Source organism: Pseudoalteromonas sp. PPB1, from assembly GCF_015356275.1.
In the GTDB taxonomy this organism is placed as follows: Bacteria; Pseudomonadota; Gammaproteobacteria; order Enterobacterales; family Alteromonadaceae; genus Pseudoalteromonas; species Pseudoalteromonas rubra_D.
Map to the genome: position 1 here is coordinate 50,293 of NZ_JACEQV010000018.1, position 13,794 is coordinate 64,086.

Sequence of the window (13,794 nt, forward strand, 5' to 3'; positions counted from 1 at the left end):
GACATCGAGTCAAAATTTCAGCCTTTCACAGACATCTTTTTACATTCATTCTGACAAAGTAGTGGGTTACTGATAGCAATAAAGAAAAAAGCCGACTTCTGTCGGCTATATGGATCTGCTATTGGTTGGGCCAAAAGCACCAAGGGAAATCTTACTGCCTCCGTGCAGTAAATACTCAAGGGAGGTTGAAAATCCAAGTAACCAATAAGAGTACATACCGGTTAAAAGCAGGCGCATCATACCCCTGTTAGATGACTAAATTATGACAAACTGTGCTGGCCTTTTGGTTTTATTTCGTTTCTGAGGTGAGACTGCTTGAGGTAATGAAAAGTTGAACGCCTTGTACATCAATAGAGAAAAGTACTTGAATAGATTAGAATAGTTACAGACAAAGGCCCTACAGGGTCAAATGATGAGGAAGGTGAGATGTTACGAGTGACGCTTGAGCAGTGGCGTATGTTTCGCGCTGTTGTGGAGTATGGCGGATTTAATCAAGCGGCCAAGGCTATTCATAAGAGTCAGTCGAGCATACATACGGCAGTACAGAAAATAGAAACTGCGTTATCGGTTAAGCTATTTCAGGTGGAAGGCCGCAAAACGCACTTGACGGAAGCTGGCGACATGATGTTACGCCGCGCCAATTATTTGCTCGACGAAGCCGAGAAAGTCGAAGCGGTTGGCCAGACTCTGGCAAAAGGGGTTGAGAGCCACCTGCGTATTGCCGTCGATGAAATCTTTCCTCAGTCATTGCTCTACAAAGTGCTGGAGACAACTTCTCAGGCCTATCCATTGCTTCGCATTGAATTGGTTGAGTCTATTCTGTCAGGGTCGTTTGAGGCGCTTCAGAACGCCAAGGTGGATATTGCTATCTCGCCTATGGTGCTGACAGATGGATTCAGTGAACAGTTATGTCAGGTGGAGTTTGTGGCTGTCGCGCACCCGGATCACAAGTTGCATCAGCTCGACCGTGAGCTGACGCTGGAGGACCTCAAATCATTCCGGCAAATCGTAGTCAGAGATTCTGCGCTGGGTAAGGGGACAGACAGCGGCTGGTTGGGAGCTGATCAGCGCTGGACCGTAAGTCATTTGCGCACTATGGTGGATATGGTGACTCAAGGGCTGGGTTTTGCCTGGTTGCCCTACAGTGCCATTGCAATGCAGCTCAGCACGGGCGCGTTACAACCACTACCCTTGACCCACAATCGCACACGTCAGGCTCAGCTCAACCTGATTTTTAAAGATGGAGATACGCTCGGCCCGGCTGCCAGGGCGTTTCTAGGTGAGCTGAGATATCAATGTATGGCGCTGGAAGACCGACAAAGCAATTAAGTGGCAGAGGCTTCGTGTGTGTTCGCCAGCACTTGTTCAACAGCCACAGGGCGGCTAAACCAGTAGCCCTGAAACTCTTTAACCCCTAGTTCGAGCAGTTTATTCAGCTGCTCCTGAGTTTCCACGCCTTCTGCCAGTGCCGCAATACCGAGGTTATCACACATGGTCAGGATCCCCAGCAACAGCGCCTGCTGTTTTTGATCTGAAGTGATCTGGGTGACCAAAGAGCGGTCCAGTTTAAGTCGCTTAATGGGAGAAGCCAGTACCCGCGCAATATTGGAATATCCTATCCCGAAATCATCAATACTCAGGCTGAACCCCATTTTATCGAGGGCCTCCATGATCTGATTGTGATCATCGGCAAAACTATACTCGGTGAGCTCAAATTCAAACATGCGCGGATTCAGGCCATAGCTATGCACTATGGCCAGTGTGTTGCGGGCAAACTGCTCGCAGGCAATATCCCGGGAGCTGATATTGATGGCGATAGGCACATGAATATCCGGGTGGCTTTGCAAGGTGTGACACACTTTGTGCAGAATGCGTTGTGTCAGGTGATTAACCAGGCCAAATTCCTCAGCAATGGGTACAAACTCCCCGGGAGATACCCAGCCCAGCAAAGGGCTATGCCAGCGGGCCAGGGCTTCATAGCCAATCACTGAGTGGGTGTTATCGTGTTTGCTTTGTAAAACTATTTGTAACTCGTCATGTTCCAGTGCTTTTTCAAGCAGCAGGGCCATTTCGTGACGCGCCAGTGTCTGGCGTCGTGTTCCGTGGTCAAAGATGGCCAGGTCATCGCCTGCACCACGCAATTCACAGGCTTGCTGTGCATTTTTCAGCAGGCGTTCCGGGATATAACCATGTTCCGGATAGGTAGCAATGCCTACTGCATAACGGGCGTGGAATTGATGCTGACCCAGTTTGAGCCAGAAATCTAGATGTTGATGCCAGCGTTGTGCCACTTCCAGCACGGGTGCATCGGGCTCGATAATAATAGCCAGTCTTCCGGCACCAATATAGGCAATCTGATCGAGCAAACTGGGGTCGTGCTCAGCTACCTGATTAATGTGGCCATATAAGTGTTTGTGCAGCTCACCATCAATCAGGTAATCCAGTACATGTTTATTGAGGTTTTCAGCAATTAGCAGAGCAAATGGCTGACCGCGATCAATGTGCACCTGTAATTGCTCGGTAAGCCAGGTTTTGTTCGGTAAGTTGGTCCGCGCATCAAAATATTTGGCTTGCTGGTGGGCGACGTCCAGCGCCAGCAGATCCTGCTGAAGCTGATGCTGATCAGAGACGTCATTAAGATACCAGGCACATAGCTGCTCGGAGTGAAATTCCCGCGACGCCAGTTCTATCGTGCGTTCGCCGACATGAAAGGTATTCAGGTCAGCATCAATCAGGTCGTTATTGTTCAGCAGTCGACTCAGATCGTCCTGAGTCACACGAGCGAAATTACAGGGCAGGGGTTGAGTTTGGATCCCCAGCAATCGGCGCGCTTTCTCATTGGCTTCGGCAATATTAAATTGTTGGTCTACCAGCACAATGGCGTGAAATGATTTCTGAAAGAAGCGCTGATAGATTTGTTTCTGAGAAGCCAGTAGTTCGTTGTTGCTTGCCATATGTAAATTCAATCGGCTGGCGGCCAGACTGGTGCGCCACACGGCCAGTGGCACTGTACAGTTAAAGAAGAAAAACAATAAAAAATGTATGTAAATGTCTCCGTCTACCAACATGCGCTCACCCGAAGGGATCATCGAGACATTAACCTGCTGCACTATCATCAGAAACGGGACGATATTCAATGCTGCGTAAAAAATTGCGGTTCGCTTACCCAGCAGCAGCAAAGCTAGAATAGGCGTAATGTAAACAAAAATAGAACCAAGCTGAGCAAGGGGTAACAAGGGGATAAACAGTTTAATGGCTACACCTGCGGCCACAATGGCAATCATTAGCAAGTGAGCACATAATTTGTAGGCACTGCGGCTCAGTGTAAGCAGCACACCTATGGTGAGTGTAAAGCCCGATGTCAGTGCCAGCACATAATTAAGTTCAAATGCCAGTGCAGCGGGCAAGCTGTTGATAAAGATCCCCAGGCACAACAAAAGTCCGGTCACCAAAATAATGCGCAGTGCACTGACACGCCAGTTAGGCACCTCGCTTGGCGATTGGGTTTCTTCCTCAAGTAAGAAAAAGCGGCTTAAAGAACTCAAAACGTTACAGTTATTATTATTGTTTTTCCCGATACTAAGGCCATAAGGGTCTCAATTCAATGGGTAGAGACAGTAAAAGCTGCGCTAAATCAGCTTAATTGCGGTTTTTTTCAACATACTGGAGGGGAAATAGTCAAACAAAGGGCTGGCGTTAAAGGGAGAGTCAGTAAGTAATGGGCTAAAAAAAGATTTTTGCTGCCAATACTATGTAGTGGTGTCTGTTTGCATGTGACTATCACAAATTTTCAGAGGCCCTTAACGATAGGCATGCTGTGTTGTTCATGTCCATGAGCTGGGGTTTGTTAAAAGCAACCCAGAGTCACTCGCTCCACTATGGTCAATTATGTGCATACGAACGGGTATAAGTAACATTATCGTCCTAAACTAATCGAGTGTGCGTTTATTCCAGGCCTCACGTTCAACGGAGCACTTTGGTGTTGAGCAATAAGCTACGTGGTTATAGTTCATAATGTATCGATGTTATTTTGAGGGGGTATAGCTTGTAGGCTGGTTTAAACCGGTATTCTCAGTAATACCACTGGTATATAACATGAGTGAATCGTGTGGATTTTCAACCTAAAGGAGACTTGATATGTTGAAATTATTGCTAATATTTCTTTTTTTGTTCATCTCTGGGTGCAAAACGAGTGGCGTTCACTCTCCCACTGAAGCGCCATTATTTGATAAGCCGGGAAAACTTACATCGTATAATCCATTTTGGGAAGTCCATCTCCCTGGAACTTTGCTACTTGAAACTGATAATGGATATGATGTGATATCTGACTATAAATGGCTGAAAGAGTTAGATAATCTTCCTGAAGATATCTCGTTTAATAACATGTGGGACATTGAAATACCCCAGGAATATGATACCGGGAATGGCTTAGTTACAGGTGCAGAGAGCGGAAAAATAAACAGCAAGTTTGTTGCAAACCTTAATGCCAAACTCAGTGAAAAAGTCACTGGCAACGCAAAAGCTTTATTTGCCCAAAGCGCTAGTTATTCGTACGTATCTGCAAGTCACGTACAACCAAAAGGAAGGAGTGCGTTATCAGCATTTTATGAGCTAAAAAGCACGCCACTCTATAGTAAGTATGAAAAAAAGCTGCGCAGTCGAATTGGAGGCAGAACTGGACGGCTCTTTATTGTTAATAAAATTAAGTTTGTTCCTATGGGAGAATATACAGTTACATTTGAAGACCGAATCACAGCAGAAGCAAAGGCTGTTCTCACGGAGACTCTAAAGCTTGAGTCTGATGCTGAGTGGGAGATTCAAGATAATGAGTTCAAACGCCTTGCGAACCCTTTAATGGGGGCACGGGGATTTGCAGTCCAATGGGACTACAGAGAAGTGTCACTTTGAATTTTCAAATAACTAACAAGTACAGCCGACCGTTGATGCGGCGGCTGATTTGGATATTGTTGTACAGCATTGAGAGAGTCATGGAACCTACTGGAGCCCCTACAATAAATAACCTATTGAATGCCGTAACGATTATAGTGTGCTTTCCGCTTGCTTTTGCTCTTTATGGCGTTTTTGGATATCACACCAGCGCAAGCAGCATGAGAATCGAAATGCTGTACTTTGCCGGGTTTATGGGACTCGCTACCTTGGTTGTGTTTATACCATACTTAGTAGCTATTTTAATTAAGTGGCGGCAAGTCAGGATGAAAAATTTAGTTATTTCCATCATTCCGTTTACGTTAATAGCAATGATATGTTGGTATGCTGCTCAGGAGGAGGCCCCGGTTTAGTTACTTTGTAACCGCTAATTCGTTGCTCAATGGTAGTGCTTAAACTCAACCCGTTAATTGAACGTCATTCGGCTTTTACAATATGAGAACTGTTTCACTGATATTTATTGTTTTTGGTTTCAACACATTTGCTACCGATGACCCTAATTGTTCAGAAAATGACGTGCTCGGGGGAAAATTGTTTGAACTTGAAATGAGCACCTCTTTTCACGGTCGCTATCATTTTAAGTTTTGTTCGGGTGAAGTGAGTTATTTATTGTCAGAGTTTATAGAACCCATTTCAACTAGCAGGCCATTGAAATCCACAATAAAGCATGAATCAAGAGCGAAGTTAGACCCTGATACAGCCATGTACTTGAAAGACTTGTATCGTGCGGTACAAGCCACTCTACAGGAAGACAATGTGAGAGGGTTGGATGGGGCAACTTGGTGTTTTAAGCCCAAAAATGGGCAAAGGTACTCTAAAACATGCGTGTGGGAACCCAGAGCCTCGACGCAAGAAAGAAATTTGCAGAGTCTTGTCTTTTTAGGTGATAAGCTCTACGAAATATCTAATTTTAAAAGCCTGGAAAAATAGGCATATAACAAAGTGAATTAAAGGTTCGTAAAAAGCCGTTTGCTTTGTCCGTTGTTCACACATTATAACTAATTATTTTTAACCATTTGTGTACGGCGCTAATTACTCAGGGAGATCTAGGTGCAAGAAATTATTAATATTTTAAAAGCTAGAGGCGTCAGGGAGGTATTCTTTGGTCCTAATGGATTTAGTATTGCTGACGAGAGCGATATCAAAGATTTTCAGCTTGGCTATAGCGTACATCCTGACGGTTCCGCTTTAAGCGGGCCGCGCGAAGGTGATTGGCAAAGTAGCTGGATTGTTATTGGAACGGATACTGAAGTCGGAGACCCTTTTTTCGGAGATACAAGCGACTCAGCACTGCCGGTGTATACGGCTATGCATGGTATGGGTGAATGGAACCGGGAGCTAGTATCCACCTCATTATGTTCGTTCCTTGAGGCACTTTCCTACTTAAGGGGCCTGAGCAAACAAGATTTCGCTCTCATAGACCCAGATGAAAACACGATTACAGACACCAGTGAGCTAGCTGTCATTAAGAAGAATCTAAATGACATTTCAGGTGAAGAATATTACTGGCAAAACTTTATCGAGGAGCACCAAGAGTGGGTCGAGGAGTCTGGTAGTTAACAAGGCTCCAACTGACAATATGATTGTCTTAATGACTAATGAGTAAAATTTGATTTACCAGAATAGATTAAAAAGTGTTGCTTATAAGGTTTCGATAACCTCAAAAGGTTTACCTATAATCGAAATTTTATATTTCATGGTAATACAACGAGGAAGCAACACTCGTTTTATAGAAACATCATTTTTTATAAATGAATTCATGTTTTATCTCTTCCCTCAAATTTCATTCGTTATTGCAGTATTGAGTTGTGGTTTATTGATTTATATAGGTGCTCAGTTTTCTCGAGACATCAATCAAAAGTTCTTTCTAATCTTGAGTCTAATGGGGGCCACACTGTCCTATATGCTAATTCCGAAGATAATTGGGTAAAACAACAACAAGATTGATACAAAGCGTGTTGCGGACAATAGCGCCCATCAGCATTTTGCGTATGAGCTTATTGTGCACTTAACCTAAAGAAGCGCTTTATCAGCTACAAGAGAAAATTAATAAAATTACTTCGGGTGATACTGATGTTTGTCATAAGCTACTTAGGTTAGGGGCTCCATTATACATACCTATATGCCTGTTTCAGCATGGAATCGGCGCTGTTACAGGGCAAACGACTCAGGATGGGCTCGTAGAAGGCTTTGTGCTGAACCTGCATGGAAGGGGATTTTATTAACCGTGGCTAAATGTAAAAAAGCTAACAAAAAGGTGTGCTTTGGGTGAGCTAGTCCTGAAGGTGCTGTTGGATTAAGGAATATCATGGTTTTCCTAAAATATATTAGAAATTTGCTTTTCATTCTCCTGTTGGCTTACATTATCGTTTTGACGAGCAAGACAGTGCAAATTTATCTTCTGTATAAAATGAGCGCTTTGGGGTCTGGTTGGGATGATGGCGCGGCATATGTTTTTATTGAAAATAAAGTTGAGTATAAGCCTTTGATCCTTGATATGTTGAATGAAAATGAGATGAGCACTTATGAGACGCTTATTACTTTTACATTTGCCGAATTTCTCTTAGATGACGAAGATGTTTATTCGGAAATAAAGAAAATATCAGAAAGTTACCCCAAGAAACATGTCAGGTGTTTCTGGCATGACGTTTTGAATGGGCGTTTTGAGCAAGTGCCCATTTCTTCGCAACAACCCAGCGGAGATAAGAATCAATTTATTGCATATCGGCTCGTCGACCAGGGGACTACTTGTAAGTAATATGATATGTAAAATATTCAGCCAGGGAAGTACTAATGCAGTCTGTTGTTGTGTCAAACTTGCTTAGCTTGTTAAACATCAGGAGGTTTCTTTATGTTCGAGCGCTGCTTTCTAGTTTTAACTGTTGTTAGCTTTACAACTTTGGCCCTACCACATGGAGGGTATTGGAAGCCTGACTTTAGAAAATCTGTTTGTATACTAGATCAGACTGCAAATGTGAAAGTTTCGTCGGGTATAAATTTTAGTGTTTTCGCAAATTTCTCGTATAAAGGAAAAGATTACGAATTGTCTGCTCTGCAGGACAGTTATCAGATTGAAAAAGAGATCCATATCCTTAGCTTCGCTATTCCTAGTGTCTTTAATTCCTCGTTTGAAAAAGTTGACTACCCAGTTGAGGCGTTTATGGATGGAGAAAAATTAAGCAAAGTTGAGGTTGATGGTTTTCAGTATTTTTATGTAAAAGGGAAAAAGATAAATGCTATTCTAAATCATCAAAATAAATCGGACGTTTTTTCGGTGCAGGTGAAGTCTGCTTCTGGAGATTTACACTCTGTAGATTTTAACCACGAGCACTTTCCTTTGGCCGCGAAAATGTATTTGACTTGTTCTGAGAACATTATCTGACAAAGAGGCAATCGAGTAACCGAGCAATCGCCTTCGATTTATCAGGCTCATAGTTTTGAGTCACTACTTGCTGCGTTTTCATAAGCTTAATTTTTAAAATGAATAAACATAAAGTCGTAGAAAAGTTAATCGGGTGGAGTGTTCCATTTCTTAATTTATTTCGAAAACCAGAACCTTGGCCCTATAAGTTTGATGATCTGCTTTACTTGGAACAGGGGACATTGGGCAGGGAGCTACACCAGTTTTTACAATCTCGGAATTTAGGCTATTTACCTAAATATGAAGAACATGACGCATATCATGCACTTTTGGGTTACGGCACCACGGTTACTGAGGAATTGAAATTACAATCATTTATGTGGGGTAATAAAAACGCTACCTTCGCAGGGAAAGTATTGTTTATTTTGGGCTACATACTTTTTCCTTCAAAACATGACGAGTTTAGACGGGAAGTTAAACGCGGGATGGAGGCCAGACCATTATGCGAATACGATGTAGCTTCAATGATCCCACTACAGTTAGATGAACTGAGACGTAATTTATGCATAAGCTAGTATCTTTTGTTGCAATGAGCTTTTTTGTGTTCATTGTTTGGGTGATCTATCTGGCGAATACTGGGCAAGACAGCATCTTCTTTGATTTGGTAAGATCAATTCCTAATGGAGATAAACTTGGCCATGTTAGTCTGTGTGGTATTTTGACAGCCCTATTTATTGTTTGCTGTAAATTTAGAAGTTTCGCATTCGGAAATGCGCATGTTTATTATGGTGTAGCGATAGTATTGACTTTGGTATGTCTGGAAGAGTTAAGTCAGGCATTTATATCCACACGTACATTTGACTTGTTTGATATGGTCGCAAATATAGTAGGTATTTCATCTGGCGCATTCATTTGCCATTTGGGCAAAACGAGATTTACACAAACAGGTTAACCTGGTTGAAATCATATTCGTGATATTGAACTCAGCGTTGATAAGAAGAAGGCGATAGCACTTTTTTAGGCGACAAAGTGTTTTAGCTCAACATTGACATGTCCATTTGAAACGGCACTAGGGAATTTATGCTTCGGTTAATAATAGTTGCAATCGTATCGACGTTTTTGCTTATCCCAGTTGCAGGTTTTTCGAGCAATATCATAGGCAATGAGGTTTTACTTGTTGTTATCAGCTGCTTTATAGGTTATGTGATTGTTCCTATAATATTGCTCAGGTTATGGCCTGCCAAACCGGCTACTCTCACATTAGACACGCTGCAACAGGCTATTGAAAAAGGGCATATTACAACAATAGAGTACGCCATTTCTGAAGTGGTTGAAATTGAAGAGTATGAAGATGAAGGGCTTCATTATCTACTGTCAATTTCTTCAGAAAAAACTTTGAGCTTGCGTGGTCATTATCTTTATCCGTACAGTGAATTGCCAAATTTCCCGGCGACTATAATGCGTTTATTTGTACATACAGAAAACAACCTTTGCTACGGTATCGAATGTGTTGGTAGTAATTTAGGGTCAGTTCGGAAAGTAACGCAAGCCTCAAATGCTGCCGTGGATGCAGAGGTTGTTCCATCTGATATGGAAGTCATTGAAAAACCCATTTCAGATGTTGTCAGTGAAATACAAAAATATGCCTGATAAGCGGCCAAAGCCGATACTTTTCTATTATGGGTTTCAGTGCTTTTTGACTCGCATCAGTAGTCGTTACGAAGCAAATATATGTATTAATTTGATGACTATGCCATTGAAGCGTGAATAACCTGATTTGTATATCTCTGTCGTTTTGAATTAATAAAACGTCACATTGATTAATATCATGCACTTAACATGTAAATAGCGGGGGCATTTCAAGAATTCGTATTGAAATATTCATTATTTCCTTATTCACAATTGAGGGGGGATGCGAGCTTTGATAAAATTGATGGATGGGCGTAATTGAGCGCTTTTATTTATGTACTGTTAAAACAGGTTATGGATGAAGTAATGAAAAAAATGATGAAAAAAGTGATGATGTTAGCTGGCTTGTTTGTATCAAGTTCTTTGTTCGCTGGCAGCGACGATTTTAAGGTTAAAGGTGTTGGCATTAGCACCTCATCCGGGACAATATTTTTAGATGTCACTAAGTACCACTCTCAGTCATCTTGTAGTGATAAAAACTCGTTTAGATTTAAAACAAATCATCCTTTGTATCAAGATATCTATGCGACTCTATTAACTGCAAAAGCAACGGACAGTACCGTTACCATAGCATTCACTGATGATGCCAGCTTGTGCGTATATAACTCTCCACAGATACTTTCAGTGTATCTTAAGTAATGCTTTAGCATTGCAAAAAACGGGGTATGTACAATGCTAGTGTGTGCCCCAGCCAAAACTCGTTAAAGATTTCCTGCTGCCGTACAGAGAACTTTCTGTAAATTGAGTTATTCTAGCGTGTAAATACAACTATATAAATGCCTACTCCTTTTTGATGAGACGAATTCTTTTCACTACTCATAAAATGCCCGCTTAACTTTCAGAGACACAGTGTGGTCAATACCTCTCTAAGGTCAATATATTTAAATGGGATCTCTTTTCTAAATGGTCAGCCATTTACCTTGAATGTAGACGAATCCAATTTTGTCTCACATGTGCTGTCCGTAGGCTGTAAATTATGCTTTGTTGTCTCATCGAGCAGTTGGTATCATCAGAAACAGTATAACGGGGAAGGCGCGGTTGCCTATTAAACCGCTAAAGGTGTTAGGATAAAAGTCACGTCATGGCATGCCAAGACCTATGTAGGCCAACGACGTTCACCGGTGCTTGAGTCGTTACCAGCGAGCTATAATGGGGCATGCCCCCTGCTCCGAAAGAAAAGTAAGTGCTTTAAAGGCAAGGCTTCCGATGAGGTTATGTCTGTATTTATTTTTGCGAATGACATAAGCAATGATTTGTAGGGAAAACACCATGCAATTTGAAAGCTGGATAACCTTTTGCTCAATTGCGTTACTGGCAACTGCCACACCCGGGCCTGCGGCTTTGTTGGTGTCCATACACAGTATAAGTTTTGGTTTTAGAAAGTCTCTGCTGACCGTACTGGGTAATATCACCGGGCTTTTCATTATGTCCGGGTTATCTGTCCTTGGACTGAGTACGGTGATCCTGCATTCAGCGCTTGCCTTTACCATTATTAAATTTCTGGGTGCATTATATTTGATCTATTTGGGTGTGAAATTGTGGCGACATGGGCTGAGTAAATTAGATGTCAATGAAGTCAGCTGTGCTAAAAGTAACGCACTCAATTTATACGGTCAGGGTGTCCTGGTCGCGTTAACTAATCCCAAAGCTATCGTTTTTACAACAGCGCTCTTTCCGCAGTTTATTGTTGTTTCAGAGCCATTATTTGCTCAGTTCTCTGTGTTGGTTTTGAGTTTTATGACTTTGTCGGTGTTGTGTTTGTCCAGTTACGCTTTTGTAGCTCAACGCGCAAAATCTAAAGCACGCAACCTGGTGTCGGGCACATGGCTGGGTAAACTATTTGGTTCCACGTTTATTGGCGCGGGGTGTTTTCTTGCTACAACTTCCAGGTAAGCAAGCAGCAATTAACCGGCCAATTTTCTATATTAAGCATTGGATATACAGATGAATAAACATTTTATTCCGGAGTCATTTGAACCGCCAGTGAATCTGGATACTGAGTACTTTCATTTCAGGGTACTGGATGTCAGTGTTGCCGAACCTGATTACGAAGCGGTAATGTCGAGTCAGCAAAATTTGCAGGGGATCTTCGGCCCGGATTTTGACTGGCCTAAAGCAGATATGACGCTGGATGAGAGCAGAGCAAGCCTGAAAGTGCATCAGCGCGAATTTGCCGCCCGGGAGGCATTTGCCTACTCTGTTTTTGATTGTTCGCAAAAGCGCTGTCTGGGGTCAGTATATATCGATCCAAGCCGTTCACCTGAATACGACTGTGAAGTGTATTTATGGGTGCGATCAGACAGTCAGGCATTGGATCCCGTGTTGTATAAAACGGTTCAGAGCTGGCTCGGCGACCATTGGCCATTTAACAAGATTGCGTTTGTAGGAAGAGCGATTTCCTGGCAAGCCTGGGGGTTGGAAATCCACAAAGAGCGCAGCGAAACATAGCAAGGTTAAAGTCCATGAAATGGTTTGTATTGAGCCTGTTTTTGTTCTCATCCGGGCTATTTGCTTGTAACCCTAATGCAACGACGCTTTCCAACGAACGCCGGGAGGAAAGGCAGCTGGAAGAGGCTTTTGCATTGCAGATAGCACAAGAGGCAGACTTTATCGGGATTGGTCGCGCAGTAAAAGTACGTTCTGTTGATGAAGAAGCCTTGGGTTACCAGCAAAGAGTCCTTTTTACTGTGTTTCGTGTGCTCAAGGGGACTGCAAGCGCTGAGGTTTCCGCGCTGATGTTAAAAACGGATACGCTTTCAGATGCAGAATGCATTGATGATATCTATGTTTGTGGCAAAGCTCAGAAGCCAAGTGTAGACGACGCGTATGCTGTTGAGACTTATAAGTACTTGTTTTATATCAAGGATGGAATTTTGTTACGGACGAATACCTATCCGGAAGCGCCATTGCCAATGAGCCCGCCAGAGGAGGTGGCGTTTTTGCGGCTTAAACAGCAAATTGACAGCCATTAATCACATCAACTCAAAGCAGTTAAAAAGGGATGCCAGATCAGCATCCCAATTCATTCACCTGCTGATGCGAGGATTATTCCTGGTCGTGAAACATCTCTTCAAGCTTAAGCCCTGAAAGCTTTTTCAAAGAGTTTAGTAAGTAATAAAGCGCGATAAAGAAGACAATCATGGTTGGTACCATAATCACCGGGTAGCTTAGCGCGGTCATTCTGCCCAGTTCACTATTGTAGGCCTCAGTGCCTGCCGGACTGACGACAATCATTTTTGCCAGAATGTAGTTTAGCGCGGACGATAAGAAAAATGCACTGGCGAGGATTTTTGAGGCAACCTGTTGTACTTTGATTAACTTATCGCTGTTGCCTTTTTCTGCCAATGCTTTTTCGATTCCTTCAATGTCCATGACGGTGTCATTGAACATCAGCGTTTTTAGCAAGGGGTATTTAGTATACTGGCTGACAATAATGCCAATCCCGATAAGCCCGGGGATCAAGGCTTCTTTGATGGCGATATATTTTGCATCCAGCTCCAGCAGACTGATCCCGCCAGTGAGCAACACAGAGACAATACCCAAACCAGAGATAAAACTGAACTTTCCTGTGTTTTTACGTTCCCACAGACCAAATCCCAGCGGAAAGGCCAGCGCGACTACAACACCGAGTGCCGGACCCAGGTATTGCTCTCCTGAAAACTTAGTCAGGATAACCACCGGAATAATAATGTTAAAAATCATTTGGCTAAAAAAGCCGCTTTGTTTCTTATTGGACGATGACACTTTGTCCCCTGTAGTTCTAAACAACGAATGGCCTGAGTGTACGGCAAACTGGG

At 42.8% G+C, this 13,794-nt stretch carries 15 protein-coding genes; 13 read left to right on the plus strand and 2 right to left on the minus strand.

Annotated features, from left to right (window positions below; genetic code table 11):
• Positions 1–426 precede the first annotated feature (426 nt).
• Positions 427–1,329, plus strand: a complete 903-nt coding sequence (locus IY568_RS17235; protein WP_194868218.1) for a LysR family transcriptional regulator — start codon at positions 427–429, stop codon at positions 1,327–1,329.
• On the opposite strand, the gene IY568_RS17240 is transcribed toward IY568_RS17235, so the two are convergent.
• Entirely contained in the window at positions 1,326–3,545 is a 2,220-nt protein-coding gene (locus IY568_RS17240) for a GGDEF domain-containing phosphodiesterase (RefSeq protein ID WP_194868219.1), read from the minus strand. The two genes, IY568_RS17235 and IY568_RS17240, sit on opposite strands and share 4 nt — an antisense overlap.
• Before the next feature lie 592 nt (positions 3,546–4,137).
• On the opposite strand from IY568_RS17240, the gene IY568_RS17245 reads away from it, so the two are divergent.
• From IY568_RS17245 to IY568_RS17300, 12 genes are all read left to right on the plus strand, one after another.
• Positions 4,138–4,908 carry a hypothetical protein gene (locus IY568_RS17245; RefSeq protein ID WP_194868220.1) on the plus strand — a complete coding sequence of 257 codons (771 nt, stop codon included), beginning with the start codon at positions 4,138–4,140 and terminating at the stop codon, positions 4,906–4,908.
• 474 nt (positions 4,909–5,382) lie between these two features.
• The gene (locus IY568_RS17250) at positions 5,383–5,877 is read left to right on the plus strand and encodes a hypothetical protein (protein WP_194868221.1); all 495 of its coding nucleotides are present in this window, start codon (positions 5,383–5,385) and stop codon (positions 5,875–5,877) included.
• A 120-nt stretch (positions 5,878–5,997) separates the two neighbouring features.
• Positions 5,998–6,507 carry a hypothetical protein gene (locus IY568_RS17255; RefSeq protein ID WP_194868222.1) on the plus strand — a complete coding sequence of 170 codons (510 nt, stop codon included), beginning with the start codon at positions 5,998–6,000 and terminating at the stop codon, positions 6,505–6,507.
• 748 nt (positions 6,508–7,255) lie between these two features.
• A complete protein-coding gene (locus IY568_RS17260; RefSeq protein WP_194868223.1) occupies positions 7,256–7,705 on the plus strand; it encodes a hypothetical protein in 450 nt (149 codons plus the stop codon).
• A gap of 93 nt (positions 7,706–7,798) precedes the next feature.
• Entirely contained in the window at positions 7,799–8,329 is a 531-nt protein-coding gene (locus IY568_RS17265; RefSeq protein WP_194868224.1) for a hypothetical protein, read from the plus strand.
• Positions 8,330–8,427: 98 nt separating this feature from the next.
• Positions 8,428–8,883, plus strand: coding sequence for a hypothetical protein (locus tag IY568_RS17270; RefSeq protein ID WP_194868225.1), 456 nt, complete (start codon positions 8,428–8,430; stop codon positions 8,881–8,883).
• Entirely contained in the window at positions 8,871–9,260 is a 390-nt protein-coding gene (locus IY568_RS17275) for a VanZ family protein (RefSeq protein ID WP_194868226.1), read from the plus strand. Before IY568_RS17270 ends, IY568_RS17275 begins: the two co-directional genes overlap by 13 nt.
• A gap of 128 nt (positions 9,261–9,388) precedes the next feature.
• Positions 9,389–9,958 carry a hypothetical protein gene (locus IY568_RS17280; RefSeq protein ID WP_194868227.1) on the plus strand — a complete coding sequence of 190 codons (570 nt, stop codon included), beginning with the start codon at positions 9,389–9,391 and terminating at the stop codon, positions 9,956–9,958.
• Positions 9,959–10,303: 345 nt separating this feature from the next.
• Positions 10,304–10,636: a hypothetical protein gene (locus IY568_RS17285; RefSeq protein WP_194868228.1), complete on the plus strand. Its 333-nt coding sequence runs from the start codon at positions 10,304–10,306 to the stop codon at positions 10,634–10,636.
• 630 nt (positions 10,637–11,266) lie between these two features.
• A complete protein-coding gene (locus IY568_RS17290) occupies positions 11,267–11,890 on the plus strand; it encodes a LysE family translocator (protein ID WP_194868229.1) in 624 nt (207 codons plus the stop codon).
• A gap of 51 nt (positions 11,891–11,941) precedes the next feature.
• Complete coding sequence (locus IY568_RS17295) at positions 11,942–12,445, plus strand: hypothetical protein (RefSeq protein ID WP_194868230.1); 504 nt, start codon at positions 11,942–11,944, stop codon at positions 12,443–12,445.
• Positions 12,446–12,459: 14 nt separating this feature from the next.
• Positions 12,460–12,969: a hypothetical protein gene (locus IY568_RS17300; RefSeq protein WP_194868231.1), complete on the plus strand. Its 510-nt coding sequence runs from the start codon at positions 12,460–12,462 to the stop codon at positions 12,967–12,969.
• 73 nt (positions 12,970–13,042) lie between these two features.
• Here the strand turns inward: IY568_RS17300 and IY568_RS17305 are convergent, their stop codons facing one another.
• On the minus strand, positions 13,043–13,699 hold the full coding sequence (locus tag IY568_RS17305; RefSeq protein ID WP_125561917.1) for a VC0807 family protein: 657 nt from the start codon (positions 13,697–13,699) through the stop codon (positions 13,043–13,045).
• Positions 13,700–13,794 lie beyond the last annotated feature (95 nt).

Bases quoted from the DNA above. Each gene is read 5' to 3' on its own strand.
- IY568_RS17235 (WP_194868218.1), top strand. From the start codon at position 427: ATGTTACGAGTGACGCTTGAGCAGTGGCGTATGTTTCGCGCTGTTGTG.
- IY568_RS17245 (WP_194868220.1), top strand. From the start codon at position 4,138: ATGTTGAAATTATTGCTAATATTTCTTTTTTTGTTCATCTCTGGGTGC.
- IY568_RS17250 (WP_194868221.1), top strand. From the start codon at position 5,383: ATGAGAACTGTTTCACTGATATTTATTGTTTTTGGTTTCAACACATTT.
- IY568_RS17260 (WP_194868223.1), top strand. From the start codon at position 7,256: ATGGTTTTCCTAAAATATATTAGAAATTTGCTTTTCATTCTCCTGTTG.
- IY568_RS17265 (WP_194868224.1), top strand. From the start codon at position 7,799: ATGTTCGAGCGCTGCTTTCTAGTTTTAACTGTTGTTAGCTTTACAACT.
- IY568_RS17270 (WP_194868225.1), top strand. From the start codon at position 8,428: ATGAATAAACATAAAGTCGTAGAAAAGTTAATCGGGTGGAGTGTTCCA.
- IY568_RS17275 (WP_194868226.1), top strand. From the start codon at position 8,871: ATGCATAAGCTAGTATCTTTTGTTGCAATGAGCTTTTTTGTGTTCATT.
- IY568_RS17280 (WP_194868227.1), top strand. From the start codon at position 9,389: ATGCTTCGGTTAATAATAGTTGCAATCGTATCGACGTTTTTGCTTATC.
- IY568_RS17285 (WP_194868228.1), top strand. From the start codon at position 10,304: ATGAAAAAAATGATGAAAAAAGTGATGATGTTAGCTGGCTTGTTTGTA.
- IY568_RS17290 (WP_194868229.1), top strand. From the start codon at position 11,267: ATGCAATTTGAAAGCTGGATAACCTTTTGCTCAATTGCGTTACTGGCA.
- IY568_RS17295 (WP_194868230.1), top strand. From the start codon at position 11,942: ATGAATAAACATTTTATTCCGGAGTCATTTGAACCGCCAGTGAATCTG.
- IY568_RS17300 (WP_194868231.1), top strand. From the start codon at position 12,460: ATGAAATGGTTTGTATTGAGCCTGTTTTTGTTCTCATCCGGGCTATTT.
- IY568_RS17305 (WP_125561917.1), bottom strand. From the start codon at position 13,699: ATGATTTTTAACATTATTATTCCGGTGGTTATCCTGACTAAGTTTTCA.